This is a genomic window from Streptacidiphilus sp. EB103A (assembly GCF_041261405.1).
Classification (GTDB): domain Bacteria; phylum Actinomycetota; class Actinomycetes; order Streptomycetales; family Streptomycetaceae; genus Streptacidiphilus.
On sequence record NZ_JBGCAQ010000008.1, the window covers coordinates 148,343 to 173,706 of the forward strand.

Below are 25,364 nucleotides of genomic sequence, written 5' to 3' on the forward strand. Positions count from 1 at the left end.
AGTCGTGTCATGAGTGACCCCGCCGGAAGATCCCCAATTGTGCAACCTACGATGAAGGGCGTGCGTACACCCTTCTCCCTCCTCGCCGAGCGCGTCACGGTCTCCGACCGGATCATCCGCTGGGCGGCGTTCGCAACGCTGGTCATGAGCGTGCTGGTCGTGGTGACCGGCGGCGCGGTACGGCTGACCAGCTCGGGGCTGGGCTGCCCGACCTGGCCGACCTGCACCGGCAGCAGCATCGCCACCACCCCTGCGATGGGCATCCACGGAATCATCGAGTTCGGCAACCGGATGCTCACCGACGTGCTCTGCGGGGTGATCGGACTGGCCATCATCGCCGCACGCTGCGGCCGACCCTGGCGGCGCAGCCTGACCAGGCTCGGCTGGGCGCAGTTCTGGGTGACGGTGGCTCAGGCGGTACTGGGCGGGATCACCGTGCTGACGCACCTCAACCCCTTCATCGTGGCCTGCCACTTCCTGGCCTCGACGGTGCTGATCCTGACCGCGCTGGCGATGTGGCAGCGCAGCCGCGAGGGCGACGGCGATCCGGTGCGCACCGTCGGCCGACCGGTGGTCCAGCTGTCGCGGCTGACCATCGCGGTGACCTCGGCGCTGATCGTGGCCGGCACCCTGGCCACCGGCACCGGCAAGCACTCGGGCGACGGCACCGCGGTCAAGCGGATGCCCTTCGACGCGGAGAAGATCACCCAGTTCCACGCCGACTTCGCCATGGTCACCATCGGCCTGTCGCTGGCGATGGTCTTCGTGCTGATGGCCGTGGACGCCCCGGCCGAGCCGCGACGGCGCGCACGCGAGTTCTTCGTCGTGCTGATGTCGCAGGCCGTCATCGGCTTCGTCCAGTACTTCACGCACACGCCCGAACTGCTGGTCGCGGTGCACCTGCTGGGGGCGGCCCTGGTCTGGGTCGCGGTGCTCCGGCTGCACCTGTCGCTGCGCACCCGGCCCTCGGTCGGCGCGTTGCCGCGGCCCGCGAACATCGAGTCCGTGGCGAGCCTGGCGCAGGTCTAGTTCCTGGCTGCGGCGTGTGCCTGGCTACTGTTCGCGCAGTTCCCCGCGCCCCTAGCAAGTGCAACTGGCCCAGTTGCAGACCCCTGGGGGCGCGGGGAACTGCGCGACCAGCCCACTACGGTCCGCAGCCGTCAGCCCTGGGTACCCCCCAGCTGCAGACCAGCCATCCGCTTCCACTCGTAGGCACTGGTGCGGACCTTCAGACCCAGCTCGCCCTCGAAGGACTCGTGCACGGTGATCCCGGACAGCTGCACCGCCCGGTCGGCCACCGCGACGCTGGGCGCCACCTGGTCGCCCCACGCGCCGTCCGCGCCGACCAGGGCGATCCGGGTGGAGATCCCGCCGATGTACTCGACGACCCCGTCGGCGCTGCCGCCGTGGGCCGCCGCGAAGGCCTTGATGTGCTTGGCGATGCGGGCCGCGCGGCGCTCGTCACGAGCGGAGGGGGCGGCGGGAGTGGTCGTTTCGCTCATACGGCTGATGCTACCCACGGGTACTCCCCGGCACGACAGCGCCCCGATGTGCCGCGTGGCACATCGGGGCGGAAGACAGTCCTGCGGAACTACTTCAGGAACGGGTCGATCGCGATCTCGACGAACAGCAGCGTCAGATAGGTGATGGACCAGTGGAACAGCCGCATCTCCTTCAGCTTGGCGCCGACCACCCCGGCCCTGGCCCGGGAGAGCAGGCCGTGCGCCTCCTTCAGCCAGAACGCGCCCAGCACCACGGCCGACACCGGGTAGAGCAGGCTGGTGTGGGCCAGCGGCCACAGCGCCAGCGACACCGCGACCATCGCCCAGCTGTACGCCACGATCTGCTTGGCGACGGCCTCGTTGGTGGCGATCACCGGCAGCATCGGGATGCCCGCGTTGGCGTAGTCCTCCTTCACCTTCATCGACAGCGGCCAGTAGTGCGGCGGCGTCCAGAGGAAGATGACCAGGAACAGCACCACCGGCGCCCAGCTGAGCGAGTCGGTGACCGCGGCCCAGCCGATGAAGACCGGCATGCAGCCGGCGATACCGCCCCAGACGATGTTCTGCGAGGTGCGGCGCTTCAGCCCCAGGGTGTAGACGAAGACGTAGAAGAGCAGTGCCGCCAGGGCCAGCGCCGCCGAGAGCGGGTTGACCAGCGCGGCCAGCCAGACCGTGGAGCCGATCGCCAGTGCGATCCCGAAGACCAGGCACTCGCGCGGCGACACCATGCCGGTGACCAGCGGGCGGCGCTCGGTACGGTGCATCAGCGCGTCGATGTCGCGGTCGATGTACATGTTGAGGGCGTTGGCGCCACCGGCCGACAGATAGCCGCCCACGACGACGTACAGCACCAGCAGCAGGTCCGGGACCCCGCGCTGCGCCAGGAACATCACCGGGACGGTGGTGATCAGCAGCAGCTCGATGATCCGCGGTTTGGTCAGTGCGACGAATGCCCCGACACGGGCCGGCAGCGGCCGATGCCCGGGGTTCGCCTTGACCAGCCCGGCTGGGCGGGTTTCGACGGCGGTCACGAACACCCCTGGTTGATGGAGAGCCGCAGGACCGGGACGAGGCCCGGCGGCCCTGCGCGTACCACGCCACCTTAGACGTTGCATATGTCGGCTTCGGCGCGGGGTCCCGGTTCCGGTAACCGTGTTGCACCGTTCAGCGGGCGGTTCCCCGGACGATCCCTCAGGCTGCCATATAGGAGTTGCCGCCGAGGACGGGCTGCCGGTCGCCTGGAATGCGTCCCGTGTTCGTGCGGTTGCTCCGGGGTGGCTGCCCACGCTCCGGAACGCAGAGAACCAGTGAACGCATGAGCGGTAGGCTCGCCTCGTACAGCGGGTCAACGCTCTGTGACCAGGGTCCGCCACCGTCGACGGTCCACGGCACCGGGTCGAATGACGATATGGAAGGAGCCCTGATTCAGGGTGAGTACGAAGCCGAGCAACACCTTCGAGTGGACCGAGCTCGACCGGCGGGCGGTGGACACTGTCCGGGTTCTGGCGGCGGACGCCGTGCAGAAGGTCGGGAACGGCCACCCGGGCACGGCGATGTCGCTGGCCCCGGCCGCGTACCTGATTTTCCAGCGGTTCCTGCAGCACGACCCGGCGGACCCGGCCTGGACCGGACGCGACCGCTTCGTGCTGTCGCCCGGACACACCAGCCTGACCCTCTACATCCAGCTCTACCTGTCCGGGTACGGACTGACGCTGGAGGACCTCAAGTCGTTCCGGGTGTGGGGTTCGCTGACCCCCGGTCACCCCGAGCACGGTCACACCGCGGGTGTTGAGACCACCACCGGTCCGCTGGGCCAGGGGGTGGGCAACGCGGTCGGCATGGCGATGGCCGCGCGCTACGAGCGCGGACTGTTCGACCCCGAGGCCCCCGCCGGGGCCTCGCCGTTCGACCACACCATCTGGGGCATCTGCTCGGACGGCGACCTGGAGGAGGGCGTCTCCGGCGAGGCATCCTCCCTCGCGGGCCACCAGAAGCTGGGCAACCTGGTGTTCCTGTACGACGACAACCACATCTCCATCGAGGGCGACACCGAGACCGCGTTCTCCGAGGACGTCCTCAAGCGCTACGAGGCCTACGGCTGGCACGTCCAGCGCGTCGCCCCGGCCGCCGACGGCGACCTGGACCCCAAGGCCCTGCACGACGCCATGGTCATCGCCAAGGCCGAGACCGAGCGCCCCTCGATCATCGCGATGCGCACCGTCATCGCCTGGCCGGCCCCCAACGCCAAGGGCACCGAGGAGTCGCACGGCTCCGCCCTGGGCGCCGACGAGGTCGCCGCCACCAAGCGCGTGCTGGGCTTCGACCCTGAGCAGTCCTTCGAGGTCACCGAGCAGGTCCTGGCCCACGCCCGCGAGGTCGGCGACCGCGGCCGCGAGGCGCACGCCGCCTGGACCAAGCGGTTCGAGGACTGGCGCACCGCCAACCCGCAGCGCGCGGCCGAGTTCGACCGCATCGCGGCCGGCCGACTGCCCGACGGCTGGGAGAACGCCATCCCCTCCTTCCCGGCGGGCAAGGACGTGGCCACCCGCAAGGCCTCGGGCGAGTTCCTCAAGGCCGTCGGCGCCGTGGTCCCGGAGCTGTGGGGCGGCTCGGCCGACCTGGCCGGCTCCAATCTGACCACCATCGACGCGAACTCCTCGTTCCTCCCCGCGGGCAACCCGCTGGCGTCGGCGGACCCGTACGGGCGCACGATCCACTTCGGGATCCGTGAGCACGCCATGGGCGCGGCCATGAACGGAATCGCGCTGCACGGCAACACCCGGATCTACGGCGGCACCTTCCTCACCTTCTCGGACTACATGCGCGGCGCGGTCCGCCTGGCCGCGCTGATGAAGCTGCCGGTGACCTACGTGTGGACGCACGACTCCATCGGCCTGGGCGAGGACGGCCCCACCCACCAGCCGGTCGAGCACATGGCCGCGCTGCGCGCCATCCCGGGGCTGAACATGGTGCGCCCCGCGGACGCCAACGAGACCGCGGCGGTGTGGGCCGAGGTGCTGCGCCGGCACGACGCCAACCCGGCTCCGCACGGGCTGGCGCTGACCCGGCAGAACGTGCCCACCTACGAGGCCAACCCGCACGCGGCCAAGGGCGGCTACGTGCTGTTCGAGGCCGAGGGCGGCGCCGCCCAGGTGATCCTGATCGGCACCGGCTCCGAGGTCCAGCTCGCGGTCGCCGCCCGCGAGAAGCTGCAGGCCGAGGGCATCCCCACCCGCGTGGTGTCGATGCCGTGCGTGGAGTGGTTCCAGGAGCAGGACCTCGCCTACCGCGACAGCGTCCTGCCCCCGGCCGTCCGGGCCCGCGTCGCCGTCGAGGCCGGCATCGCGCTGACCTGGTACCGCTACGTCGGCGACGCCGGACGCGTCGTCAGCCTGGAGCACTTCGGCGCCTCCGCCGACTACAAGGTGCTCTACAAGGAGTTCGGCCTCACCGACGACGCCGTGGTCACCGCCGCCCACGAGTCGCTCGCCGACCTCGCCTCGGGCCGCTGAGCAGTCCAGCCATCGAACAGTCAGTACGAACCAGAGAGAGAAGTGACGAGGATCATGACTGACGCTCTGAAGCGCCTCAGCGACGAAGGCGTGGCGATCTGGCTGGACGACCTCAGCCGCACCCGCCTGACCTCCGGCAACCTGGCCGAGCTGGTCCGCGACAAGCACGTCGTCGGAGTCACCACCAACCCGACCATCTTCCAGAAGGCCATCGGCGGCAGCTCCGACGCCTACGACGCCCAGCTCCGCGACCTCGCGGTCCGCGGCGTCACGGTCGAGGAGGCCGTCCGCATGATGACCGCCGCCGACGTCCGCGAGGCCGCCGACGTGCTGCGTCCGGTCTACGACGCCAGCAACGGCCGCGACGGCCGGGTCTCCATCGAGGTCGACCCCCGGCTGGCCCACAACACCGAGGCGACCATCGCCGAGGCCAAGCAGCTGGCCTGGCTGGTGGACCGCCCCAACACCCTGATCAAGATCCCGGCGACCAAGGCCGGCCTGCCGGCCATCGCGGCCGTCCTCGGCGAGGGCATCAGCGTCAACGTGACGCTGATCTTCTCGCTGGAGCGCTACCGCGGTGTCATGGACGCCTTCCTGACCGGCCTGGAGACGGCCAAGGCCAACGGCCAGGACCTGTCCTCCATCGAGTCCGTCGCGTCCTTCTTCGTGTCCCGGGTGGACACCGAGATCGACAAGCGCCTGGACAAGCTGGCCACCCCCGAGGCCAAGGCCGCCAAGAGCAAGGCCGCCGTCGCCAACGCCCAGCTGGCCTACCAGGCCTACGAAGAGGTCTTCAGTTCGGACCGCTGGGCGGCCCTGGCCGAGGCCGGCGCCAAGCCGCAGCGTCCGCTGTGGGCCTCCACCGGCGTCAAGGACCCGTCCCTGGACGACACCCTCTACGTGGTCGAGCTGGTCGCGCCGGGCACCGTCAACACCATGCCGGAGGCGACGCTGAACGCGGTCGCCGACCACGGCGTCATCCGCGGCGACAGCGTCACCGGCAGCTACGCGGCGGCGCAGGGCGTCATGGACGAGCTGGCCGGGCTGGGGATCTCCTACGACGACGTGGTCCAGGTGCTGGAGGACGAGGGCGTGGAGAAGTTCGAGGCCTCCTGGAAGGAACTGCTGGACACCGTTTCCGCCTCGCTCGCGAAGTTCGCCCCGAAGGGGGGCACCGCGAAGTGAGTGAGGAAGCCTCAGTAGTACTGGAGGAGGACACAGGTGTCATTGACGCCTGGGTCAATCCGCTGCGTGATCCGGCGGACCGTCGGCTGCCCCGGATCGCGGGCCCGTCCGGGCTGGTGATCTTCGGGGTCACCGGCGACCTGTCCCGCAAGAAGCTGATGCCGGCCGTCTACGACCTGGCCAACCGGGGCCTGCTGCCGCCGGGCTTCTCGCTGATCGGCTTCGCCCGCCGCGACTGGGAGGACGAGGACTTCGCCAAGGTCGTCCACGACTCCGTCAAGGAGCACGCGCGCACGCCCTTCCGCGAGGAGGTCTGGCAGCAGCTCGCCAAGGGCATGCGCTTCGTCCAGGGCGAGTTCGTCGACGACGACGCCTTCGAGAAGCTCCGCGAGACCATCGAGGAGCTCGACAAGGCCCAGGGCACGGGTGGCAACTTCGCGTTCTACCTGTCGGTGCCGCCCAAGTTCTTCCCGCAGGTGGTGCAGCAGCTCAAGGCGCACGGCCTGGCCGATCCGCCCAAGGGCTCCTGGCGCCGGGCGGTCATCGAGAAGCCCTTCGGCCACGACCTGAAGAGCGCTCAGGAGCTCAACCAGGTCGTGCACTCGGTGTTCCCGCGCGACGAGGTCTTCCGCATCGACCACTACCTGGGCAAGGAGACGGTCCAGAACATCCTGGCGCTGCGGTTCGCCAACTCGATGTTCGAACCGATCTGGAACCGCTCGTACGTGGACCACGTGCAGATCACCATGGCCGAGGACATCGGCATCGGCGGCCGCGCGGGCTACTACGACGGCATCGGCTCGGCCCGCGACGTCATCCAGAACCACCTGCTGCAGCTCCTGGCGCTGACCGCGATCGAGGAGCCCGCCTCGTTCCACCCCAAGGCCCTGGTCGCCGAGAAGCTCAAGGTCCTCTCCGCGGTGCGGATCCCCAAGGACCTGGGCCGGCACACCGTACGCGGGCAGTACACCCACGGCTGGCAGGGCGGCGAGGAGGTGCTCGGCTACCTGGAGGAGGAGGGCATCGACCCCAAGTCCACCACCGACACCTACGCCGCGGTGAAGCTGGAGATCAACAACCGCCGTTGGGCCGGGGTGCCGTTCTACCTGCGCACCGGCAAGCGCCTGGGCCGACGGGTCACCGAGATCGCGGTGGTCTTCCAGCGCGCTCCCTACCTGCCCTTCGACTCCTCGGCCACCGAGGAGCTGGGGCAGAACGCCCTGGTCATCCGGGTCCAGCCGGACGAGGGCGTGACCATGCGGTTCGGCTCCAAGGTGCCCGGCACCTCGATGGAGGTCCGGGACGTGAGCATGGACTTCGCCTACGGCGAGTCGTTCACCGAGTCCAGCCCCGAGGCCTACGAGCGGCTGATCCTGGACGTGCTGCTGGGCGACGCCAACCTGTTCCCGCGCCACCAGGAGGTCGAGGAGTCCTGGCGGATCCTGGACCCGATCGAGGCCTACTGGGACAAGCACGGCAGGCCCGCCGGGTACGAGTCGGGTACCTGGGGCCCGGCCGAGGCGGACGAGATGCTCGCACGAGACGGTAGGAGCTGGCGCCGGCCATGAAAATCGACCTTACGGACACCACCTCCAGCAAGATCAACTCCGGCCTCGTCGAAGCCCGCAGGGCGATCGGCACCGGCGCCATCGGGATGGTGCTGACGCTGGTCATCGTCACCGACGAGGGCAGCGCCTACGACGCCCTCAAGGCGGCCGGCGACGCCTCCCGCGAGCACCCCTCGCGGATCCTCGCGGTCATCCGCCGACCCGGGCGCTCGCCCCGGGCCCGCGCGGAGGCCCGTCTGGACGCCGAGATCCGGGTCGGCTCGGACGCAGGCACCGGCGAGACCGTCCTGCTCCGCCTGCACGGCGAACTCGCCTCGCAGGCGCAGTCGGTGGTCCTGCCGCTGCTGCTGCCGGACGCCCCCGTGGTCGTCTGGTGGCCCGAGAACGCCCCCGAGAACGCCGCCAAGGACCCGCTCGGGGCACTCGCCCAGCGGCGGATCACCGACGCGGTGTCGGCCGAGTCCCCGGTCGAGCAGCTCGGGGTCCGGGCCGCCTCCTACACCCCCGGCGACACGGACCTCGCCTGGACCCGGATCACCCCCTGGCGCTCCATGCTGGCGGCGGCCCTGGACCAGCGGCGGGTCAAGGTCGCCTCGGCGGTCGTCGAGGGCGAGTCCTACAACCCCAGCGCGGAGCTGCTGGCGCTGTGGCTCGCCGACCGGCTGAACATCAAGGTGGACCGGGTCGTCTCGGACGGCCCCGGACTGACCGCCGTACGCCTGCACACCGCGGGCGGCGACGTCACCCTGGAGCGTTCGGACGGCCTGCTGGCCAAGCTCTCCATGCCCGACCAGCCGGACCGGATGGTGGCGCTGAAGCGCCGCGAGACGGCCGAGCTGATCGCCGAGGAGCTGCGCCGGCTCGACCCGGACGACATCTACGCGGCGGCTGTGCGCTACGGCGTGGAGAAGCTGCACCAGGACGCTCCGCCGGTCGGGCACGAGTTCGTCGACGCCAGGACCCCGGCCGGGCAGGCCCGGGCGGAGCAGGCGGAGGCGGAGGCTGGGAAGCCCGCCGCCAAGACCCCGTCCAAGAAGGCCGCCTCGGCCAACCGGACCCAGAGGTGACAGCGCCACAACTCGTGGTCCACCGCGACAAGGACCTGATGGCCCTTGCCGCGGCGGCCCGGCTGATCACCCGGATCGTGGACGCCCAGTCCGCCCGCGGCACCGCCTCGGTGGTGCTGACGGGCGGCCGCAACGGCAACGCGCTGCTCGCCGCGCTGGCGTCGTCGCCGGCCCGGGACGCGGTCGACTGGTCCAGGCTCGACCTGTGGTGGGGCGACGAGCGCTTCCTGCCGGAGGGCGACCCGGAGCGCAACGCCACCCAGGCCCGGGACGAACTGCTCGACGCCGTCCCGCTCGACCCGGCGCGGGTGCATGCCATGCCCGCCTCGGACGGGGTGGACGGCGACAACGCGGAGGCGGCGGCGGAACGCTACGCCGCCGAGCTCGCCAAGGCGGCCGGGCCCGGCGACCACGCCGGCGTGCCCAGCTTCGACGTGCTGCTGCTGGGTGTCGGCCCCGACACCCACGTCGCCTCGCTGTTCCCCGAACTCCCCGGCGTGCGGGAGACCTCCCGCACCGTCGTGGGCGTCAGGGGCGCGCCGAAGCCGCCGCCGGTCCGGGTCTCGCTGACCCTCCCGGCGATCCGGGCGGCACGCGAGGTCTGGCTGCTCGCCGCGGGCGAGGACAAGGCCGAGGCGGTCGCCCTGGCCCTCAGCGGCCCGGGCGAGATCCAGGCCCCCGCCTCCGGCGCGTACGGGCAGCAGCGCACGCTGTGGCTGCTGGACCGCGCCGCGGCGTCGAAGATCCCGCCGGAGATGTACCCGCTGTCGTCCTCCTGACGGCTGCCCGACGGCCCTGTTCCTGCTGCCTCGGCAGCAGGAACAGGGCCGTCGCCGTTGATCTGACCCATCGACAGTTCCCGCGCACCGCGCCTACGATGCGGCACATGGGGGATACCGGCATCACCGTCCGACCGGCCACCGAAGCGGACGTCGACGAGACCGCGGGCACGCTGGCGCTGGCGTTCCACGACGATCCGCAGTGGCTCTGGTCGCTGCCGGTGGAGACGACCAGGCCGGAGCGGCTGCGGCGGATCTTCGCCACGATGCTGCGCCACGAGGTGCTGCGGCACGGCGCGGTCGAGGTGGCCTGCGACGAGGACGGCCGGATCGTCGGCGCCGCGCTCTGGCTGCCGCCGGGCAAGGCCAAGCCCACCCTGCGCGAGCAGGCCGCCGCAGCCCCCGGCTACCTGCGCGCCTACGGACGCCGGATCTGGTACGGCAACGCCCTGCAGGCCGCCTGCTTCAAGGCCCACCCCAGCGGCGAACCCCACTGGTACCTCTTCATCCTCGGCGTCGACCCCGACCTCCAGGGCCAGGGCGTGGGCGCCGCCCTGCTCCGCTCCCGCCTGGACCGCGTGGACGCGGAAGGCCTGGCCGCCTACCTGGAGTCCACCAACCCCGCCAACGTCCCGCTCTACGAACACTTCGGCTTCGAGCTCACCGGCGCCCTCAAGCTGCCGAAGGCCGCGCCGCGGATCGACACCATGTGGCGGCCCCAGCGCAAAGCCTGACCCGAGCATGTATGCATGCAGTACCATACACATATGTCTCTGAAGCGAACCACGGTCTACGCCGACGCCGAGGACCTCGCCATCATCAAGGAAGCCGCCGCGCGCGAGGGAATCGCCGAGGCGGAGATAATCCGCGAGGCGATCCACCTGGCCGCCCTGGCCAAACGATCCTGGGCCGAGCCGCTGGGCTGGCCGTCCTTCGCGAGCGGCAGCTCGCAGCCCGGTGAGGACGTCGACCGAGCTCTCGACCAGGTGTGGGACGAGAAGGCAGCAGCCTACGAAGCGGGCAAGCGCCGAACGCCATGATCCTTGTCGTCGCGGACACCTCCGCCCTCCTCGCGACCGCCGACACCGACCACCCCGAGCAGGCGGCCAGCCTCAAAGCGCTGGAGAACGCCGGTCTGGTCGTGATCTCCCCGCTGATCATCGCCGAGGCCGACCATCTGATGCACCGAATCGGCGGCCCGGTCCTGCGTGACGCCCTGCTCGACGGCATCATCGAACAGGGACGACGCGGTCGCTTCCTCGTACCCGACATCACCGTGGACATGCTGGCGACCGCCCGCGCCGTCATGCGGCGCTACGCCTCCCTCGACCTCGACCTCGCCGACGCGGTGAACGTCGCCCTCGCCGCCGAGTACCGAACCGACGCCGTACTGACCTTGGATCGCCGCGACTTCCGAGCCATGCGCCCACTGACCGCCCACACCTGCTTCCGACTGCTGCCGGACGATGCCTGAGGCTCCCTAAAACGATTTGCCGGACTGCGCCGAGAGCCTCGCCGATCCCAAGCCGTGCGGCCCGCTGCTGGACGCGATGCGGCGGACCGAGTCGGTGCCTTCACTGCTGGGCGTGAGCGGCCATCTGCTCACCGTCGGAACGAGTAGCTGATGAACAATCAACTATCTTTCTGCAGCGGGGAGATCAGCTGACCGGATGGGGCTGGGATACGATCCGGGCATGAGTACTCCAGTCCCCCAGGGCACGAGGTGGGATCTCCTCACCGAGGCACACCAGGCACTGCGTACCGCTGTCATGGGCATCCCGGCCGACGGCTGGGACCGGCCCACTCCCGCCGAGGCATGGAATGTCACCCAGGTGCTGCAGCACGCAGCTGGTGACCAGTTTGCCTATGCCTCGGCGCTGACCGATGGGCCGAAGCCGACGGAAGACCCGTTCGCCCCCTCCGGGGAACTCCGGGGCACCCCGGCGCAAGTACTGGAACCCGCACTCGCCGCCACCGTCGCCGCCTTCGGCGCGGTGGAGTCACCCGACACTGAGGTTGCCGTACCGCTGCCGCCCTTCAAACTGCCCGCAGGGGTGGCCGTGGCTGCGGCGGCGCTGGACGCGGCGGTGCATGCGTGGGACATCGCCGTTGCCACCGGGCAACTGTCGCCGCTCACCCCGGGCCTCGCCCTGGCGCTGCGGCCGGCCGCCGACGCCCTGGTGGAGCCGTTGCGCGGCTTTGCCTACGGCCCCGCGATCGAGCCGGCCATCGACGCGGACGAAGCCGATTCGCTGCTCAACTTCCTCGGCCGTAGGGCTGACTGGAAGGCCTGAAGCCGGGAGGTCAGCGGGCCCCGTAGACCGGCAGGGGCGGTTCGGCCTGCGCGAGCAGCTTTCGGACCGCCTCCCCGGCCTCGACCGGGGTCCAGCGGGGGGCGTTGTGCGCGGTGGGCCCGGGGTGCCACCCCTCCATCACCGTGATCCTGCCCCCCTCCGCCTCGAACACCCGCCCGGTTACCCCCGCGCTGGCGTCGCTGCCGAGCCACACCACGAGCGGGGAGACGTCCTCGGGCTCCGGCAGCGCGGCGGCGATCGCTCCCTCGGTCATCCTGGTCCGGGCCGACGGTGCGATCGCGTTCACCTGCACGCCGTAGGACGCGAATTCGGCGGCGGCGACAGAGGTCAGGCCGAGGATCCCGGCCTTGGCGGCCGAGTAGTTCCCCTGGCCGACGCTGCCCAGCAGCCCCGCCCCGGAGCTGGTGTTGACGATCCGTCCGGCCACCGGCCGCCCCGCTTTGGCCTCGGCCCGCCAGTGCGCGGCGGCCTCGCGCAGCGGCAGGAAGTGCCCGCGCAGATGGACCCGCATCACCGCGTCCCAGTCGTCCGCGTCCAGGTTCACCAGCATCCGGTCGCGCAGAAAGCCCGCGTTGTTGACCAGGGTGTCCAGGCGGCCGTAGGCGTCCAGGGCGAGGGCGACCAGGTCGGCCGCGCCCTCCTCCGTCGTGATGTCGCCGTGGTGGGCGACCGCTCGGCCGCCGAGGGCCAGGATCTCGCCGACCACGGCGTCGGCCGGACTGTCCCCGGCAGGGCTCCCGTCCCGGCCGACGCCGAGGTCGTTGACGACGACTGCGGCACCCTCGGCGGCGAAGGCGAGGGCGTGCGCACGGCCGAGCCCGCGCCCGGCGCCGGTGACGATGACGGTGCGGCCTTCGGCCAGTCCTGGCATGGTCGTTGCTCCTTCAGCGGTCCGGCGATCCAAGGGTTCAACGGTTGGCGGTGGCGGCGTCGAGGAAAGCGGGACGCTCCCCGCCGCCGTGCAGCAGCAGTGAGGCGCCGCTGATGTAGGCGGCCCGGGGCGAGGCCAGGAAGACCACGGCCTCGCCGACCTCCTCCGGCTGGGCGAGCCGGCCGAGCGGGACGGTGCGTCCGACGGCCGCGACGCCCTCCTCGTCCCCGTAGTGCAGCGCGGAGGCCTCGGTTCGCACCATGCCGAGGACGAGGGTGTTCACCCGAACGGTCGGGGCCCACTCCACCGCGAGACTGCGGGCCAGGTGGTCGAGCCCGGCCTTGGCCGCGCCATAGGCGGCGCTGCCGGGGGACGGTCGCGAACCGCTGACGCTGCCGATCATGACGATGGCCCCGCCGTCCTGCTGCTCCCGCATCACCGCATGCGCGGACCGGGACAGCAGCAACGGCGCGATCAGGTTCAGCTCCAGGATCCTGCGGTGCCGTTCGGCCTCCCCCTCGGCCAGCGGCAGGTACGGCGTCCCACCGGCGTTGTTGACCAACAGGTCGAGCCGACCGTGGTCGGCGGCCACCGCCGCCAGCAGCGCGGCGCCGGCCTCCGGGTCGCGTACGTCGAGCGCGCGGAACTCCGCCTTCCCGCCCGCTGCTTCGATGGCCCCGGCCGGGGGTCGGCGGGCCGCCGCGACCACCACGGCGCCGGCCGCCAGCAGCGTCCGTACGATTCCGGCACCCACCCCCCGGGTCCCCCCGGTGACCACGGCGACACGGCCGGACAGTTCTTGACGGTGTGTCATCCGGGGCTCCCCTGCGGCTTGTTGCGCTGCTACCGTCGACCTGGACGTACCTAACTAACGTTTGGTGGAAAGGTAGCCGAGAATCCCATGGGTGTCTCCACCTCGATCGCCGGCACTGAAGAAGCGGACGACGGCATAGCCGTGGTCACCGTCGCCTATCCACCCGTCAACGCCCTACCGGTGGCGGGCTGGTACGAGCTCGCCCGCGCACTGCGGGAGGCCGGGCAGGACCCCGGCGTGAGGGTGGTGGTGCTGGAGGCCTCCGGCCGCGGCTTCAACGCCGGCGTCGACATCAAGGAGATCCAGCGCGACCCCGGGCCGCAGTCCCTGATCGGCGCCAACCGGGGCTGTGCCGAGGCCTTCGCCGCCGTCTACGAGTGCCAGGTGCCGGTCATCGCCGCCGTGCAGGGCTTCTGCCTGGGCGGCGGCATCGGTCTGGTCGGCAACGCCGACGCGATCGTCGCCGCCGAGGACGCCGTCTTCGGCCTGCCCGAACTGGACCGCGGCGCGCTCGGCGCGGCCACCCATCTGGCCCGGCTGGTCCCGCCGCATCTGATGCGTCCGCTCTACTACACCGGACGGACCGTCAGCGCGGCCGAGCTGCACCGCTTCGGGACGGTCTGGGAGGTCGTCCCGCGCGAGCGGCTCCGGGAGGCGGCGATGGCGCTGGCCCGGCGCATCGCGGCCAAGGACGGCTATCTGCTGCGCCTGGCCAAGGAGGCCATCAACGGCATCGACCCGGTCGACGTCCGCCGCAGCTACCGCTTCGAGCAGGGGTTCACCTTCGAGGCCAATCTCGCCGGGGCCTCGGACGCCCACCGCGAGGCCTTCATCGCGGCAGGGGGCAAGTAGCGCCATGGTGGACAAGCGTATGAGCGCCGACGAGGTCGTCGGCAGGCTCTCCAGCGGGATGACCCTGGGGATCGGCGGCTGGGGCTCACGGCGCAAGCCGATGGCCCTGGTCAGAGCCATCCTGCGGTCCGGCCTGCGGGATCTGACCGTGGTCTCCTACGGGGGTCCCGACATCGGGCTGCTGGCCGCGGCCGGACGGATCCGGCACCTCGTCACCGCCTTCGTCACCCTGGACTCGATCCCGCTGGAACCCCACTTCCGGGCGGCGCGGGAGAGCGGGACGCTGGAACGACTGACCGAGTACGACGAGGGCATGCTGCTGCTGGGACTGACCGCAGCCGCCCACCGACTCCCCTTCCTGCCGACCCGGGCCGGGCTGGGCTCGGACGTGCTGCGGCTCAACCCGGAACTGCGGACCGTGGTCTCCCCCTACCAGGACGGCGAGGAGTTGGTCGCCGTACCGGCCCTGCGCCTGGACGCCGCCCTGGTCCACCTGAACCGCGCGGACCGACTCGGCAACGGCCAGTACCTGGGCCCCGACCCCTACATGGACGATCTGTTCTGCGCCGCCGCCGACACCGCCTACCTCAGCTGCGAACGGCTGGTCGACACCGCCGACCTGCAGAAGGAGGGCTCCCCCGGCACGGTGCTGGTCCCACGCTGGTCTGTCACCGGCGTGGTGGAGGCGCCCGGCGGCGCCCACTTCACCTCCTGCGTCCCGGACTACGACCGCGACGAGCCCTTCCAGCGCGCCTACGCCCAGGCCGCCGCCGACCCCTCGTCCTGGCCCGTCTTCGAGCAGCGCTTCCTGTCGGGGGACGAAGAGGACTACCGGGCCGCCGTGGCGGCCCTCCGAGCGGAGGCGACCTCATGACCGCGTCGATCGGTGCGGACCTGGCCGTCACCAGGGCCGAGTACTGCGTCATCGCCTGCGCCGAGGCCTGGCGCGGGGACGGGGAAGTGCTGGCCGCCGCGATGGGGACCATCCCGACCCTGGGCGCACGGCTGGCGAAACTCACCTTTGCGCCGGACCTGCTGATCACCGACGGCGAGGCGCAGCTCGCCGCCGATGTGCCCGCCCTCGGCGCGGCCCCGGCGGCGGTCGAGGGCGCGCTGCCGTACCGGAAGCATCTGGAGCTGGTGGCCATGGGCCACCGCCACGTGATGATGGGCGCCAGCCAGCTCGACCGCCACGGCAACCAGAACATCTCCGCCATCGGCGACTGGTCCCGACCGACCCGGCAACTGCTCGGCATGCGCGGAGCGCCCGGAAACACCGTCAACAACCCCACCAGCTACTGGATCCCGCGCCACAGCCCACGGGTCTTCGTCCCCGGGACGGTCGATGTGGTCAGCGGCGTCGGGTACGGACGGCTGCACGGCGCGGCGGCACGCTTCCAGGATCTCCGACGGATCGTCACCGACCTTGCGGTACTGGACTTCGGCGGGGACGGGCACGCCATCCGGCTGCTCTCGGTGCACCCAGGAGTGACGGTCGATCAGGTCATCGCCGCCACCGGCTTCCCGCTGGTCCTGCCCAGCGATATTGCCTCCACCCGAGCCCCCTCCGCCGAAGAACTGCGCCTGATCCGCGAAGTCCTGGACCCGCGCGGGGCCCGCGATCGGGAGGTTCGCGGATGACCCCCTCCCCGATCCGGCTGGACACCGCGCTCACCCGACTCGTCGGCGTCCGCCACCCCATCGTCCAGACCGGCATGGGCTGGGTCGCCGGACCTCGCCTGGTCACCGCGACCGCCCGGGCCGGCGGGCTCGGCATCCTTGCCTCGGCCACCATGACGCCGGGTCAGCTGCAGTCAGCTGTAAGGGAGGTGAAGGATCGTACCGACGCGCCCTTCGGGGTCAACCTGCGCGCCGACGCCGGGGATGCGACCGAGCGCGCCGAGATCATCGTGAAGGAGGGCGTCCGGGTCGCCTCCTTCGCGCTGGCCCCCTCGCGTGAGCTGATCGTCAGGCTCAAGGACGCCGGTGTGGTCGTCATCCCCAGCATCGGCGCGCGTCGGCACGCGGAGAAGGTCGCCGCCTGGGGGGCGGACGCCGTCCTGGTCCAGGGCGGCGAGGGCGGCGGGCACACCGGCACGGTCGCCACGACCGTACTGCTCCCCCAGGTCGTGGACGCTGTGGACATCCCCGTCATCGCCGCCGGCGGCTTCCGCGACGGCCGGGGCCTGATCGCGGCGCTGGCCTTCGGGGCGGCCGGCATCGCGATGGGCACCCGCTTCCTGCTCAGCTCCGACAGCACCGTCCCCGACGCGGTCAAGGCCCGCTACCTCGCCGCCGGGGTCAACGACATCGCCGTCACCACCAAGGTCGACGGCCTGCCGCACCGCATGCTCCGCAGTGACCTGGTCACCGCCCTCGAACACGCCGGACGCACCCGCTCGCTGGCCCGCGCGCTGCGCCACGCCGCCGCCTTCCGCACCGTCTCCGGCCTCTCCTGGCCAGCGATGATCCGCGACGGCCTGGCCATGAAACACGGCCACGACCTGACCTGGAGCCAGGTCCTGCTAGCCGCCAACACCCCCATGCTCCTGAAGGCCGCCATGGTCGACGGCCGCACCGACCTCGGCGTGATGGCCGCCGGCCAGGTCGCCGGCCTGATCGACGACCTGCCCTCGGTGCAGGAGCTGATCGACCGCATCATGGCCGAGGCGGGAGTCGTCTTGGCGGGTGTTGCGGGGGCGGTGGTGAGCTAGGCGTTCGGGTGCGGGTTGTGCCTGGCTTGTCGCGCAGTTCCCCGCGCCCCTGATAGTGCAACTTGCGCGCAGTTGGTCAGTTGCAGCCCCCAGGGGCGCGGGGAACTGCGCGATCAACCCCCCACCAGCGAGTCCCCGGCCTCCGTACGCTGGTACACCACCCTCCTCCCCACCCTCGTCCCCGCGACCAACTCGGCGTCGCGCAGGACGGCGAGGTGGCCGCCGATGGTGCCGAGTGACTGGCCGAGGTGGGAGGCGAGTTCGGTGCTGGTTGCGGGGCGGTCGAGTTCGTGGAGGATGGCCGCGCGGCCGGTGCCGATGAGCCGGTGCAGGACGCTGCGGGGGCGAGAGCCGGGGCGTGCCTCGGCGGCGGACTCCGCTGCCGCCCCTCGGGCCGGGTAGACCAGGGCGTAGCGGTCGTCCCGGCTCTCGCAGAGCCAGGTGCCGCGGGACAGGGCGCTGACCGGGACGAATAGCATGCCGTCGTCGCCGATCTGCCGGTCCGGGAAGTCCTGGTCGCTGAAGCGGATCGCGTCCGCGCCGACCCAGGCGCTGCGGCGGCTCATGCGCTCCAGGGCGCGGGGCCAGCCGTAGGCGGCCAGCAGCCCGGCCCGGTAGGTGACGTCCCGTTCGAGCAGCGCGCGGCGTCGTGGCCAGTCCGGTTCCACGTGGGCGGTCCACGCCGAGCGGAACAGTTCCACGGTGCGCGCGAACCAGTTCCGGCCGGTGAGCCAGGACAGGTCGTGCTGCTCCCAGCTGTGGGCCACGGACAGCTCCAGTTCGGCGCGTACCTCCTCGTCGGAGAACGGCGCGAGCGCCGCCAGCTCCTCGGCCATGGTCGTGCGCATCCCGCCCTGCGGCGGCGCGGTGAAAAAGAGCGGCATCCACTTGGTCGAGTTGATCAACCGGACCATGCCACGCGCGAAGGGGTCGGCGTCGAGGGCGGCCAGAAACGCGCCGTGGTGCCGGGCGTACCAGGAGGTCATCCAGGGATCGCAGTAGTCCGCGTGCAGCACCTTGATCGAGGCCAGCGTCTCGGCCAGCGGGGACAGCGCGAACCGGGACCGCGACAGGGCCAGCGGGGTCAGCCGCAGCAGGGTCATCTTTCGCCTCCTGCCGAAAGAATAGTGTCCGTCCCATCGGCCCTCGCAGACTGCCGCCCATGCCCTCCCCGGCCGCGCCCTCCGCACCCACCCCGCGCTCGTCCCTGCTCCGGTCACCCGACTTCCGCTGGTTCTTCACCGGACAGCTGGTCTCGCTGCTCGGCTCGTCGATGGCGCCGGTCGCGCTGACCTTCGCGGTTCTCAATGCCTCTGGCAGCACCGGCGACCTCGGCATCATCCTCACCGCACACATGATCCCGCTGGTGGGCTTCCTGTTGCTGGGCGGCGCCACCGCCGACCGGTTCCCGCGCCGGACCGTGCTGCTGGTCGCCAACCTCGGCTCGGCGCTCACCCAGGGCGGGGTGGCCGCGCTGTTGCTGACCAGCCACTACTCACTCGTTCCGGTCGCCGTGCTGGGCCTGCTCAACGGGGTGCTGGAGGCGTTCACCACACCGGCGCTGCGCGGCGTGGTGCCTCAGCTCGTCGGCCGGGACCAACTGCGGCAGGCCAACTCGCTGCTGGGCTCGATGCGCAACGGGACGAGGATCCTGGGGCCGAGTCTCTCCGGCATCCTGGTGGTCGTCGCGGGCGGCGGTCCGGCCATTGCCTTCGACGCGCTGACCTATCTGCTGGCGGCGGTGTGCCTGGCCCGGCTCAGCCTCCCCGGCAGCGTGCCCGCATCGTCGCGGGCCACCAGCATGCTGACCGACATCCGCTCGGGATGGGCCGAGTTCCGCCGGATCCCCTGGGTGTGGACGGTGGCGCTCTCCTTCTGCGTGATCAACCTGGTGCAGGTCGGCACCTGGCAGATCCTCGGCCCCTCGCTCACCAAGCAGGTCAGCGGGGAGGCCGCCTGGGGCTTCGTGCTCAGCGCCCGGGGCGCGGGGCTGCTGGTGATGAGCGCGGTGATGTACCGGTTGACGGTCCGTCATCTGCTGCGGCTGGGACAGCTGGTGACACTGCTCGGGGCGCTGCCGCTGCTGGTGCTGGGCACCGCACTGCAGGCCCCCTGGCTGATCGCGGCCGCCTTCGTCGCGGGTCTGGGCTCCTCGGTGGCGGGCATCGGCTGGGACACCTCACTGCAGGAGCACGTCCCGGCCGAGGTGCTGTCGCGGGTCTCCTCCTACGACGACCTGCTGTCCTATCTGGCGATCCCGATCGGCCAGTTGAGCGTGGGACCGCTGGCGCACGCCTTCGGCGGCTTCCGGGTGGCCACCACCGCGGGCGTCGTCTACGCGCTCGCGGCGGTGGCCCCGCTCGCCTCGGCCGCCGTACGGCGGCTGCCGCACGGCGTCCCGGAGCCGGACCAGGAAACCCCGCCGGCGTCCGTGCCTACGACAACCGCTCGATGATCGTCACATTGGCCTGGCCGCCGCCCTCGCACATGGTCTGCAGGCCGTAGCGGCCGCCGGTGCGCTCCAGTTCGTGCAGCAGGGTGGTCATCAGCCGCACACCCGTCGCGCCCAGCGGGTGGCCCAGGGCGATGGCGCCGCCGTTGACGTTCACCCGGGCCGGATCTGCTCCGGTCTCCTTGAGCCAGGCGAGGACGACCGGGGCGAAGGCCTCGTTGATCTCCACCAGGTCCATGGACTCGATGCTCATCCCGGTCTTCTTCAGCGCGTACGCGGTGGCCGGGATGGGGGCGGAGAGCATCCGGATCGGGTCCTCGCCGCGCACGGAGAGGTGGTGCACCCGGGCGCGCGGGGTCAGGCCGTACTCGGCGACGGCGCGCTCGGAGGCGATGAGCATCGCCGAGGCACCGTCGGAGACCTGGGAGGAGACCGCGGCGGTGAGCCGGCCGCCCTCGGTCAGCGGCTTCAGCTCGGCCATCTTCTCCAGGGTGGTGTCCCAGCGCGGGCCCTCGTCCTGCCGCACCTCGCCGTACGGGGCGATCTCGCGGTCGAAGCGGCCCTCGTCGATGGCGCGGGCCGCCCGCTGGTGCGACTGGAGGGCGAAGCGCTCCATTTCCTCCCGGGAGATGCCCCACTTCTCGGCGATCAGTTCGGCTCCGTAGAACTGGTTCACCGGCTGGTCGCCGTAGCGCTCGCGCCAGCCGATGGAACCGGCGTACGGGCCCTCGGTGAGGCCCAGCGGCAGCGCGGCCTCGCGTGCGGAGTAGGCGATCGGGATCTGCGACATGCTCTGGGTGCCGCCGGCCACCACCAGGTCGCTGGTCCCGGACATCACCGCCTGCGCGGCGAAGTGGACCGCCTGCTGCGAGGAGCCGCACTGGCGGTCGATGGTGACACCGGGTACCTCCTCCGGAAGCCCGGCCGCCAGCCAGCTGGTGCGGGCGATGTCCCCGGCCTGCGGGCCGACGGTGTCCAGGCAGCCGAAGACCACGTCCTCGACCAGCGCCGGGTCCACGCCGGACCGCTCGACCAGGGCCTTCAGCACATGTGCGCCCAGGTCGGCGGGGTGGGCGGACGCCAGGCCGCCGCGGCGACGGCCGACGGGGGTGCGGACGGCTTCGACGATGTAGGCCTCGGGCATGGTGGTCGTTCCTCCTACTGGGTAGCTGGGTAGCTGGGTACTGGGGTGGGGTCACTGATGAAGGGTGGAGATTCCGTCGAGCAGCATGCTGAGGTACTGGCGGGCGATCTCCGCCGCGTCATGGCGGCCGCCCGGCCGGTACCAGGAGGCGGCGACCCAGACGGTGTCGCGGACGAAGCGGTACGCCAGTCGCAGGTCCAGGTCGGCGCGGAAGGCGCCCTCGGCGACCCCGCGTTCCAGCGTCCCCTGCCAGGCGGCCTCGAAGCGGCTCATCGAGTCGGCGAGGTAGCCGAACCTGGGCTGCCCGGCGAGATGCCGTTCGCGCTGGTAGATGGCGACGGCGTCGCGGTGCCGGTCGATCTCCCGGAAGGACTCGACGACCAGCGCCTCCAGGGTCTCCCGGGGGCCGAGGTCCGCGGCGAGCACGGCGTCGTAGCCGGTCCAGAGCTCGTTCAGGAAGCCGGAGAGGATCTCGTCCAGCATCGACTCCTTGGAGTCGAAGTGGTAGTAGAGGCTGCCGGCCAGGATGCCCGCGGCGTCGGCGATCTCCCGCACGGTGGTGGCGTCGTAGCCCTGCCGGGCGAACACCTGAGCGGCTGTGGCCAGCAGCTCGTCCCTTCGGGTGGCCGCTGCCGTTCTCGGCTGGGACGTCATCGCGGGTCGACTCCTCGTCGGCGTGCTGGCTGTCAGGGGTGCTGGCTGTCACGGGTGCTGGCTGCTGACGGAGAGGACCTCGCCCGTCAGATAGGACGAGTATCCGCTCGCCAGGAACACGATCACATTCGCCACCTCCCACGGCTCGGCCCAGCGGCCGAAGGCCTCCCGGGCCGTCAGCTGTTCCAGCAGCTCCGGTGTGGTGACCCTGACCAGGTGCGGGTGCATCGCCAGGCTCGGCGAGACCGCGTTCACCCGGACGCCCAGGTCGGCGGCCTCGACGGCGGCGCAGCGGGTCAGCGCCATCACCCCGGCCTTCGCCGCCGCGTAGTGGGACTGCCCGGCCTGGGCCCGCCAGCCCACCACCGAGGCGTTGTTGACGATCACCCCGGCACCGCCGGAGGACCGGAACCTCCGCAGCGCCGCCCGGGTGCAGCGCATGGTGCCGGTGAGGGTGACGTCGAGGACCCGGTCCCACTGCTCGTCGGTCATCTCCTCCAGCGTCGACGTCCCGCCCAGGCCGGCGTTGTTGACCAGGATGTCGAGCCGTCCGTGCCGCGTCTCGGCGAGGTCGAGCAGCGCGGAGACCTGCTGCTCGTCGGTGACGTCGCAGGCGGTGCCGGCGACCCGGTCCGCGCCGAACTCCTCGGCCAGGGCCTCGACGGTCTCCTTGAGGCGGCGCGCATGGGCGTCGCCGAGGACGACCGCCGCCCCCTCCTCCAGGAACCGCCGGGCGGTCGCGCCGCCGATCCCGGCCCCTGCCGCCGCCGTGACCACGGCGCTGCGACCGTTCAGCAGCCCATGTGCTGACGGATAGTCAGGTACGGTGCTCACGACCTGGCCCACCTCTCGACGGCCGACTCCCCGCACGTTAACCTACCAAACACTTGTTAGGGAAGGAGGGGTCGAGATGCCCGAGGAGACGGATGTCGTCCTCTACGAGCGCCAGGACTCGACCGCCCTGGTCACCCTGAACCGCCCCGAGTACCGCAACGCCCAGAACTCGGCCATGACCTACGCCCTCGACCGCGCCTTCTACCGGGCCGCCGACGATCCCGAGGTCAAGGTCGTGGTGCTGCGCGGCGCCGGACCGCACTTCTCGGCCGGCCACGACATCGGCACCCCCGGGCGCGACGCCCACCTCCCCTTCGAGCGCAGGGCCTCGCTGTGGTGGGACCACTCGGAGCGGCAGGGCGCCGAGAGCCGCTACGCCCGCGAGTCCGAGGTCTACCTGGGCATGTGCCGCCGCTGGCGGGAACTGCCCAAACCGGTGATCGCCTCCGTCCACGGGGCCTGCGTGGCAGGCGGGTTGATGCTCGCCTGGGTCTGCGACCTGATCGTGGCCGCCGACGACGCCTTCTTCGCCGACCCGGTGGTGCGGATGGGCATCCCCGGCGTCGAGTACTTCGCGCACCCCTGGGTGCTGCCGCCGCGCATCGCCAAGGAGTTCCTCTACACCGGCGAACGGATGACCGCGCGGCGGGCGTACGAGCTCGCCATGGTCAACCGGCTGGTGCCGCGTGCCGAACTGCACCGGGAGACGATGGCGCTGGCGGCCCGCATCGCCGAGATGCCCACCATGGGCCTGGCCCTCACCAAGCGCGCCGTCAACCAGGCCGAGGACCTGCAGGGCCTGCACAGCGGCCTGGACTCGGTCTTCGGTCTGCATCACCTCGCCCACGCCCACAACGCGGAGACCGCCAAGGACTCGCTGGGCGGGATGGACGCCCGCTCGATGAAGGCCGCGGCCCAAGGGCGGGACAATAGCTGATGGATCTTCAGATAAGCACTGAGGACCAGGAGTTCCGCGCCGAGGCGCGCGAGTGGCTGCGCCGGCACGTCCCGGCGCGCCGGCTGCCCTCGCTGGAGACCGGGGCCGGCTTCGCCGAGCACCGCGCCTGGGAGCAGGAACTCCACGCCGACCGCTGGTCCGTGGTCTCCTGGCCGGAGCAGTACGGCGGCCGGGACGCCTCGCTGCTGCGCTGGCTGCTCTTCGAGGAGGAGTACTACGCCGCCGGCGCGCCCGGGCGGGTCAGCCAGAACGGCATCAACCTGCTCGCACCGACCCTGTTCGAGCACGGCACCGAGGAGCAACGGGCCCGCATCCTCCCGGAGATGGCGAGTGGAACGACCGTCTGGGCCCAGGCCTGGTCCGAACCCGGCGCCGGCAGCGACCTGGCCGCCCTGCGCTCCACCGCCACCCGCACCGAGGGCGGCTGGCTGCTGGACGGCGCCAAGACCTGGTCCTCCCGGGCCGCCTTCGCCGACCGCGCCTTCGGCCTGTTCCGGTCCACTCCGGTCGAGGAGTCCGGGGCCCGGCACCGCGGCCTCAGCTATCTGATGTTCCCGCTGGTCGCACCGGGGGTGACGGTGCGTCCGATCGGCCGGCTGGACGGCAGGCCCGCCTTCGCCGAGATCTTCCTGGACGGCGTCTTCGTCCCGGACCGGGACGTGATCGGCGAGGCCGGGCAGGGCTGGCGGGCGGCGATGAGCACGGCCGGCAACGAGCGCGGGCTTTCCCTGCGCAGCCCGGGGCGATTCCTGGCCGCCGCGGACCGGCTGGTGGAGCTCTGGCGCCAGGTCGGCGACCCCGGCGACACAGCGATGGCCGAGCGGGTCGCCGACGCGGTGATCGGCGCGCGGGCGTACCAACTGTCCGCCTTCGCGGCGGCCTCGGGCGAGGGCGGGCCGACCGGGGCGGCGTCCAGCCTCAACAAACTGCACTGGTCCGAGCTTGATCTGACGCTCCATGAGACGGCGCTCGATCTGCTGGGCCACGAGGGCGAGTTGGCCGATGTGGAGGAGTGGTCCGAGGGCTATGTCTTCGCCCTGGCCGGCCCGATCTACGGCGGCACCAACGAGATCCAGCGGGACATCGTCGCCGAGCGGCTGCTCGGCCTGCCGAAGGGGCGGCGCGGATGAGGTTCGTTCTCGACACCGAGCAGCGGGACTTCGCCGCCAGCCTGGACGCGCTGCTGTCTGCCGCCGACATCCCGGCCGTGGTCCGGGCCCGCGCCGCCGGGGACGACGCACCGCTGCGGGCGCTGTGGCGGCGGCTCGGCGACGCCGGGGTGTTCGCTCTCGCGGTGCCCGGGGAGTTCGGCGGCACCGGCCTGCTTCCGGTCGAACTGGTGCTCTGCTGCGTCGAATTGGGACGCCACGGCATGCCGGGACCACTTGCCGAGACCTTCGCGGCCAGCGCGCTGCTGGCGGGCACGGAGCAGGCGGGGCTGCTCCCCGGCGTGGCATCGGGGCAGGTGATCCTCTCCCTGGCCGCCGACGGCGGCCAGGCCGCGGACCCCGACCTGGCCGACGCCGTGCTGCGGATCGGCGAGGGAAAGGCGCCACTGCGCCAGTCCCTGGACCCGGCCCGCCGGGTGGGCCTGCCCGACGACGCGATCGGCATCAGCGCTGGTCCGGGCAGCTCGGCGGCCACCGAGCTGGCCGCCCTCGCGACCGCGGCGCTCGCCCTGGGCGCCGGCCGTCACCTCCTCGCCGCCACCGTCGAGTACGCCAGGACCCGCACCCAGTTCGGCACCCCCATCGGCGGCTTCCAGGCCGTCAAGCACCGGCTCGCCGACGTGCTGCTCCAACTGGACTTCGCCGAACCGCTGTTGTACGGCGCCGCGGTCGCCCTGCAGGACGCTGCGGCGGACACGGCCGTCGCGATCGCGGCGGCCAAGGCCGCCTGCGGTGAGGCCGGCTACGCCGCCGCCAGGGCCGCGCTGCAACTGCACGGCGCGATCGGCTACACCGACGAGTTCGACCTCTCGCTGTGGATCCGCCGGGCCCGGGTGCTGCGCAACGCCTGGGGCACCCCGTCCGCCTGCCGCCGAAAGGTCCTGGAGAGCAGGGACGGCCGAGACAGCCGACAGGGGCCCCGCCCGGACCGCCTGGTGAGGTAGGTGTCCGGGGCGACGCCCCTGCGAACGTGC

General features: G+C 71.7%; 27 protein-coding genes. 19 read left to right on the forward strand and 8 right to left on the reverse strand.

What is annotated here, in order from left to right; genetic code table 11:
- Positions 1–51: 51 nt before the first annotated feature.
- Positions 52–1,029, forward strand: a complete 978-nt coding sequence (locus tag ABH941_RS15105; protein ID WP_370129642.1) for a heme A synthase — start codon at positions 52–54, stop codon at positions 1,027–1,029.
- Between the two features lie 131 nt (positions 1,030–1,160).
- On the opposite strand, the gene ABH941_RS15110 is transcribed toward ABH941_RS15105, so the two are convergent.
- On the reverse strand, positions 1,161–1,502 hold the full coding sequence (locus tag ABH941_RS15110; protein WP_370129644.1) for a hypothetical protein: 342 nt from the start codon (positions 1,500–1,502) through the stop codon (positions 1,161–1,163).
- An 89-nt stretch (positions 1,503–1,591) separates the two neighbouring features.
- Entirely contained in the window at positions 1,592–2,533 is a 942-nt protein-coding gene (locus ABH941_RS15115) for a heme o synthase (protein WP_133999671.1), read from the reverse strand.
- A 399-nt stretch (positions 2,534–2,932) separates the two neighbouring features.
- Between ABH941_RS15115 and tkt the strand changes: the two genes are divergently transcribed.
- The 10 genes from tkt to ABH941_RS15165 all read left to right on the forward strand — a co-directional run bounded on the left by tkt (position 2,933) and on the right by ABH941_RS15165 (position 11,907).
- Entirely contained in the window at positions 2,933–5,014 is a 2,082-nt protein-coding gene (gene tkt, locus ABH941_RS15120) for a transketolase (RefSeq protein WP_370129647.1), read from the forward strand.
- Positions 5,015–5,068: 54 nt separating this feature from the next.
- Positions 5,069–6,199 (forward strand): transaldolase, encoded by a 1,131-nt coding sequence (gene tal, locus ABH941_RS15125; RefSeq protein ID WP_370129649.1) that lies wholly within the window; start codon positions 5,069–5,071, stop codon positions 6,197–6,199.
- Positions 6,196–7,767, forward strand: coding sequence for a glucose-6-phosphate dehydrogenase (gene zwf / locus ABH941_RS15130; protein WP_370129651.1), 1,572 nt, complete (start codon positions 6,196–6,198; stop codon positions 7,765–7,767). The genes tal and zwf overlap by 4 nt, the downstream gene beginning before the upstream one ends.
- Positions 7,764–8,834 (forward strand): glucose-6-phosphate dehydrogenase assembly protein OpcA, encoded by a 1,071-nt coding sequence (gene opcA, locus ABH941_RS15135; RefSeq protein ID WP_370129653.1) that lies wholly within the window; start codon positions 7,764–7,766, stop codon positions 8,832–8,834. The genes zwf and opcA overlap by 4 nt, the downstream gene beginning before the upstream one ends.
- A complete protein-coding gene (gene pgl, locus ABH941_RS15140) occupies positions 8,831–9,613 on the forward strand; it encodes a 6-phosphogluconolactonase (RefSeq protein WP_133999686.1) in 783 nt (260 codons plus the stop codon). The genes opcA and pgl overlap by 4 nt, the downstream gene beginning before the upstream one ends.
- A 107-nt stretch (positions 9,614–9,720) precedes the next feature.
- The gene (locus ABH941_RS15145) at positions 9,721–10,347 is read left to right on the forward strand and encodes a GNAT family N-acetyltransferase (protein WP_370129656.1); all 627 of its coding nucleotides are present in this window, start codon (positions 9,721–9,723) and stop codon (positions 10,345–10,347) included.
- Positions 10,348–10,380: 33 nt separating this feature from the next.
- Positions 10,381–10,653, forward strand: coding sequence for a CopG family transcriptional regulator (locus tag ABH941_RS15150; protein ID WP_370129658.1), 273 nt, complete (start codon positions 10,381–10,383; stop codon positions 10,651–10,653).
- On the forward strand, positions 10,650–11,087 hold the full coding sequence (locus ABH941_RS15155; RefSeq protein ID WP_370129660.1) for a type II toxin-antitoxin system VapC family toxin: 438 nt from the start codon (positions 10,650–10,652) through the stop codon (positions 11,085–11,087). Before ABH941_RS15150 ends, ABH941_RS15155 begins: the two co-directional genes overlap by 4 nt.
- 16 nt (positions 11,088–11,103) lie before the next feature.
- Entirely contained in the window at positions 11,104–11,238 is a 135-nt protein-coding gene (locus ABH941_RS15160; RefSeq protein ID WP_370129661.1) for a hypothetical protein, read from the forward strand.
- Between the two features lie 69 nt (positions 11,239–11,307).
- Positions 11,308–11,907 carry a TIGR03086 family metal-binding protein gene (locus ABH941_RS15165; protein WP_370129663.1) on the forward strand — a complete coding sequence of 200 codons (600 nt, stop codon included), beginning with the start codon at positions 11,308–11,310 and terminating at the stop codon, positions 11,905–11,907.
- A 10-nt stretch (positions 11,908–11,917) separates the two neighbouring features.
- On the opposite strand, the gene ABH941_RS15170 is transcribed toward ABH941_RS15165, so the two are convergent.
- Both ABH941_RS15170 and ABH941_RS15175 read right to left on the reverse strand, forming a co-directional pair.
- Positions 11,918–12,799, reverse strand: coding sequence for an SDR family oxidoreductase (locus tag ABH941_RS15170; RefSeq protein WP_370129665.1), 882 nt, complete (start codon positions 12,797–12,799; stop codon positions 11,918–11,920).
- Positions 12,800–12,836: 37 nt separating this feature from the next.
- Positions 12,837–13,613, reverse strand: coding sequence for an SDR family oxidoreductase (locus tag ABH941_RS15175; RefSeq protein WP_370129667.1), 777 nt, complete (start codon positions 13,611–13,613; stop codon positions 12,837–12,839).
- 87 nt (positions 13,614–13,700) lie between these two features.
- Here ABH941_RS15175 and ABH941_RS15180 point away from each other — a divergent pair, with 87 nt between their 5' ends.
- From ABH941_RS15180 to ABH941_RS15195, 4 genes are read left to right on the forward strand one after another with little or no spacing between them, the layout of a single operon-like run.
- Positions 13,701–14,465: an enoyl-CoA hydratase family protein gene (locus ABH941_RS15180; RefSeq protein WP_370129669.1), complete on the forward strand. Its 765-nt coding sequence runs from the start codon at positions 13,701–13,703 to the stop codon at positions 14,463–14,465.
- 4 nt (positions 14,466–14,469) lie between these two features.
- A complete protein-coding gene (locus ABH941_RS15185; RefSeq protein ID WP_370129671.1) occupies positions 14,470–15,339 on the forward strand; it encodes a CoA transferase subunit A in 870 nt (289 codons plus the stop codon).
- Positions 15,336–16,106, forward strand: a complete 771-nt coding sequence (locus ABH941_RS15190) for a CoA-transferase subunit beta (protein WP_370129673.1) — start codon at positions 15,336–15,338, stop codon at positions 16,104–16,106. The genes ABH941_RS15185 and ABH941_RS15190 overlap by 4 nt, the downstream gene beginning before the upstream one ends.
- Positions 16,103–17,179 carry an NAD(P)H-dependent flavin oxidoreductase gene (locus tag ABH941_RS15195; protein ID WP_370129675.1) on the forward strand — a complete coding sequence of 359 codons (1,077 nt, stop codon included), beginning with the start codon at positions 16,103–16,105 and terminating at the stop codon, positions 17,177–17,179. The genes ABH941_RS15190 and ABH941_RS15195 overlap by 4 nt, the downstream gene beginning before the upstream one ends.
- Positions 17,180–17,292: 113 nt before the next feature.
- On the opposite strand, the gene ABH941_RS15200 is transcribed toward ABH941_RS15195, so the two are convergent.
- Complete coding sequence (locus tag ABH941_RS15200) at positions 17,293–18,282, reverse strand: ArsR/SmtB family transcription factor (RefSeq protein WP_370129676.1); 990 nt, start codon at positions 18,280–18,282, stop codon at positions 17,293–17,295.
- 59 nt (positions 18,283–18,341) lie between these two features.
- On the opposite strand from ABH941_RS15200, the gene ABH941_RS15205 reads away from it, so the two are divergent.
- Entirely contained in the window at positions 18,342–19,634 is a 1,293-nt protein-coding gene (locus tag ABH941_RS15205) for an MFS transporter (RefSeq protein ID WP_370129678.1), read from the forward strand.
- Here ABH941_RS15205 and ABH941_RS15210 read toward each other — a convergent pair.
- The 3 genes from ABH941_RS15210 to ABH941_RS15220 are packed head-to-tail and all read right to left on the reverse strand — an operon-like array spanning position 19,615 to position 22,263.
- Complete coding sequence (locus ABH941_RS15210) at positions 19,615–20,775, reverse strand: acetyl-CoA C-acetyltransferase (RefSeq protein ID WP_370129680.1); 1,161 nt, start codon at positions 20,773–20,775, stop codon at positions 19,615–19,617. The genes ABH941_RS15205 and ABH941_RS15210 overlap by 20 nt on opposite strands.
- Positions 20,776–20,826: 51 nt before the next feature.
- Complete coding sequence (locus ABH941_RS15215; RefSeq protein ID WP_370129681.1) at positions 20,827–21,429, reverse strand: TetR/AcrR family transcriptional regulator; 603 nt, start codon at positions 21,427–21,429, stop codon at positions 20,827–20,829.
- A 48-nt stretch (positions 21,430–21,477) separates the two neighbouring features.
- A complete protein-coding gene (locus tag ABH941_RS15220; RefSeq protein WP_370129682.1) occupies positions 21,478–22,263 on the reverse strand; it encodes an SDR family oxidoreductase in 786 nt (261 codons plus the stop codon).
- A gap of 76 nt (positions 22,264–22,339) precedes the next feature.
- Here ABH941_RS15220 and ABH941_RS15225 point away from each other — a divergent pair, with 76 nt between their 5' ends.
- Genes ABH941_RS15225 through ABH941_RS15235 form a run of 3 tightly spaced genes read left to right on the forward strand, consistent with a single transcriptional unit; the run spans position 22,340 to position 25,334 of the window.
- Complete coding sequence (locus tag ABH941_RS15225; RefSeq protein WP_370129683.1) at positions 22,340–23,200, forward strand: enoyl-CoA hydratase; 861 nt, start codon at positions 22,340–22,342, stop codon at positions 23,198–23,200.
- The gene (locus ABH941_RS15230; protein ID WP_370129684.1) at positions 23,200–24,351 is read left to right on the forward strand and encodes an acyl-CoA dehydrogenase family protein; all 1,152 of its coding nucleotides are present in this window, start codon (positions 23,200–23,202) and stop codon (positions 24,349–24,351) included. Before ABH941_RS15225 ends, ABH941_RS15230 begins: the two co-directional genes overlap by 1 nt.
- Complete coding sequence (locus ABH941_RS15235; protein ID WP_370129685.1) at positions 24,348–25,334, forward strand: acyl-CoA dehydrogenase family protein; 987 nt, start codon at positions 24,348–24,350, stop codon at positions 25,332–25,334. The genes ABH941_RS15230 and ABH941_RS15235 overlap by 4 nt, the downstream gene beginning before the upstream one ends.
- The last annotated feature ends 30 nt before the right edge of the window (positions 25,335–25,364 follow it).

Coding starts and splice junctions, on each gene's coding strand:
- ABH941_RS15105 (WP_370129642.1), top strand. CDS start 52: ATGAAGGGCGTGCGTACACCCTTCTCCCTCCTCGCCGAGCGCGTCACG.
- ABH941_RS15110 (WP_370129644.1), bottom strand. CDS start 1,502: ATGAGCGAAACGACCACTCCCGCCGCCCCCTCCGCTCGTGACGAGCGC.
- tal (WP_370129649.1), top strand. CDS start 5,069: ATGACTGACGCTCTGAAGCGCCTCAGCGACGAAGGCGTGGCGATCTGG.
- opcA (WP_370129653.1), top strand. CDS start 7,764: ATGAAAATCGACCTTACGGACACCACCTCCAGCAAGATCAACTCCGGC.
- ABH941_RS15145 (WP_370129656.1), top strand. CDS start 9,721: ATGGGGGATACCGGCATCACCGTCCGACCGGCCACCGAAGCGGACGTC.
- ABH941_RS15150 (WP_370129658.1), top strand. CDS start 10,381: ATGTCTCTGAAGCGAACCACGGTCTACGCCGACGCCGAGGACCTCGCC.
- ABH941_RS15155 (WP_370129660.1), top strand. CDS start 10,650: ATGATCCTTGTCGTCGCGGACACCTCCGCCCTCCTCGCGACCGCCGAC.
- ABH941_RS15165 (WP_370129663.1), top strand. CDS start 11,308: ATGAGTACTCCAGTCCCCCAGGGCACGAGGTGGGATCTCCTCACCGAG.
- ABH941_RS15170 (WP_370129665.1), bottom strand. CDS start 12,799: ATGCCAGGACTGGCCGAAGGCCGCACCGTCATCGTCACCGGCGCCGGG.
- ABH941_RS15175 (WP_370129667.1), bottom strand. CDS start 13,613: ATGACACACCGTCAAGAACTGTCCGGCCGTGTCGCCGTGGTCACCGGG.
- ABH941_RS15180 (WP_370129669.1), top strand. CDS start 13,701: ATGGGTGTCTCCACCTCGATCGCCGGCACTGAAGAAGCGGACGACGGC.
- ABH941_RS15185 (WP_370129671.1), top strand. CDS start 14,470: ATGGTGGACAAGCGTATGAGCGCCGACGAGGTCGTCGGCAGGCTCTCC.
- ABH941_RS15190 (WP_370129673.1), top strand. CDS start 15,336: ATGACCGCGTCGATCGGTGCGGACCTGGCCGTCACCAGGGCCGAGTAC.
- ABH941_RS15195 (WP_370129675.1), top strand. CDS start 16,103: ATGACCCCCTCCCCGATCCGGCTGGACACCGCGCTCACCCGACTCGTC.
- ABH941_RS15200 (WP_370129676.1), bottom strand. CDS start 18,282: ATGACCCTGCTGCGGCTGACCCCGCTGGCCCTGTCGCGGTCCCGGTTC.
- ABH941_RS15205 (WP_370129678.1), top strand. CDS start 18,342: ATGCCCTCCCCGGCCGCGCCCTCCGCACCCACCCCGCGCTCGTCCCTG.
- ABH941_RS15210 (WP_370129680.1), bottom strand. CDS start 20,775: ATGCCCGAGGCCTACATCGTCGAAGCCGTCCGCACCCCCGTCGGCCGT.
- ABH941_RS15215 (WP_370129681.1), bottom strand. CDS start 21,429: ATGACGTCCCAGCCGAGAACGGCAGCGGCCACCCGAAGGGACGAGCTG.
- ABH941_RS15225 (WP_370129683.1), top strand. CDS start 22,340: ATGCCCGAGGAGACGGATGTCGTCCTCTACGAGCGCCAGGACTCGACC.
- ABH941_RS15230 (WP_370129684.1), top strand. CDS start 23,200: ATGGATCTTCAGATAAGCACTGAGGACCAGGAGTTCCGCGCCGAGGCG.
- ABH941_RS15235 (WP_370129685.1), top strand. CDS start 24,348: ATGAGGTTCGTTCTCGACACCGAGCAGCGGGACTTCGCCGCCAGCCTG.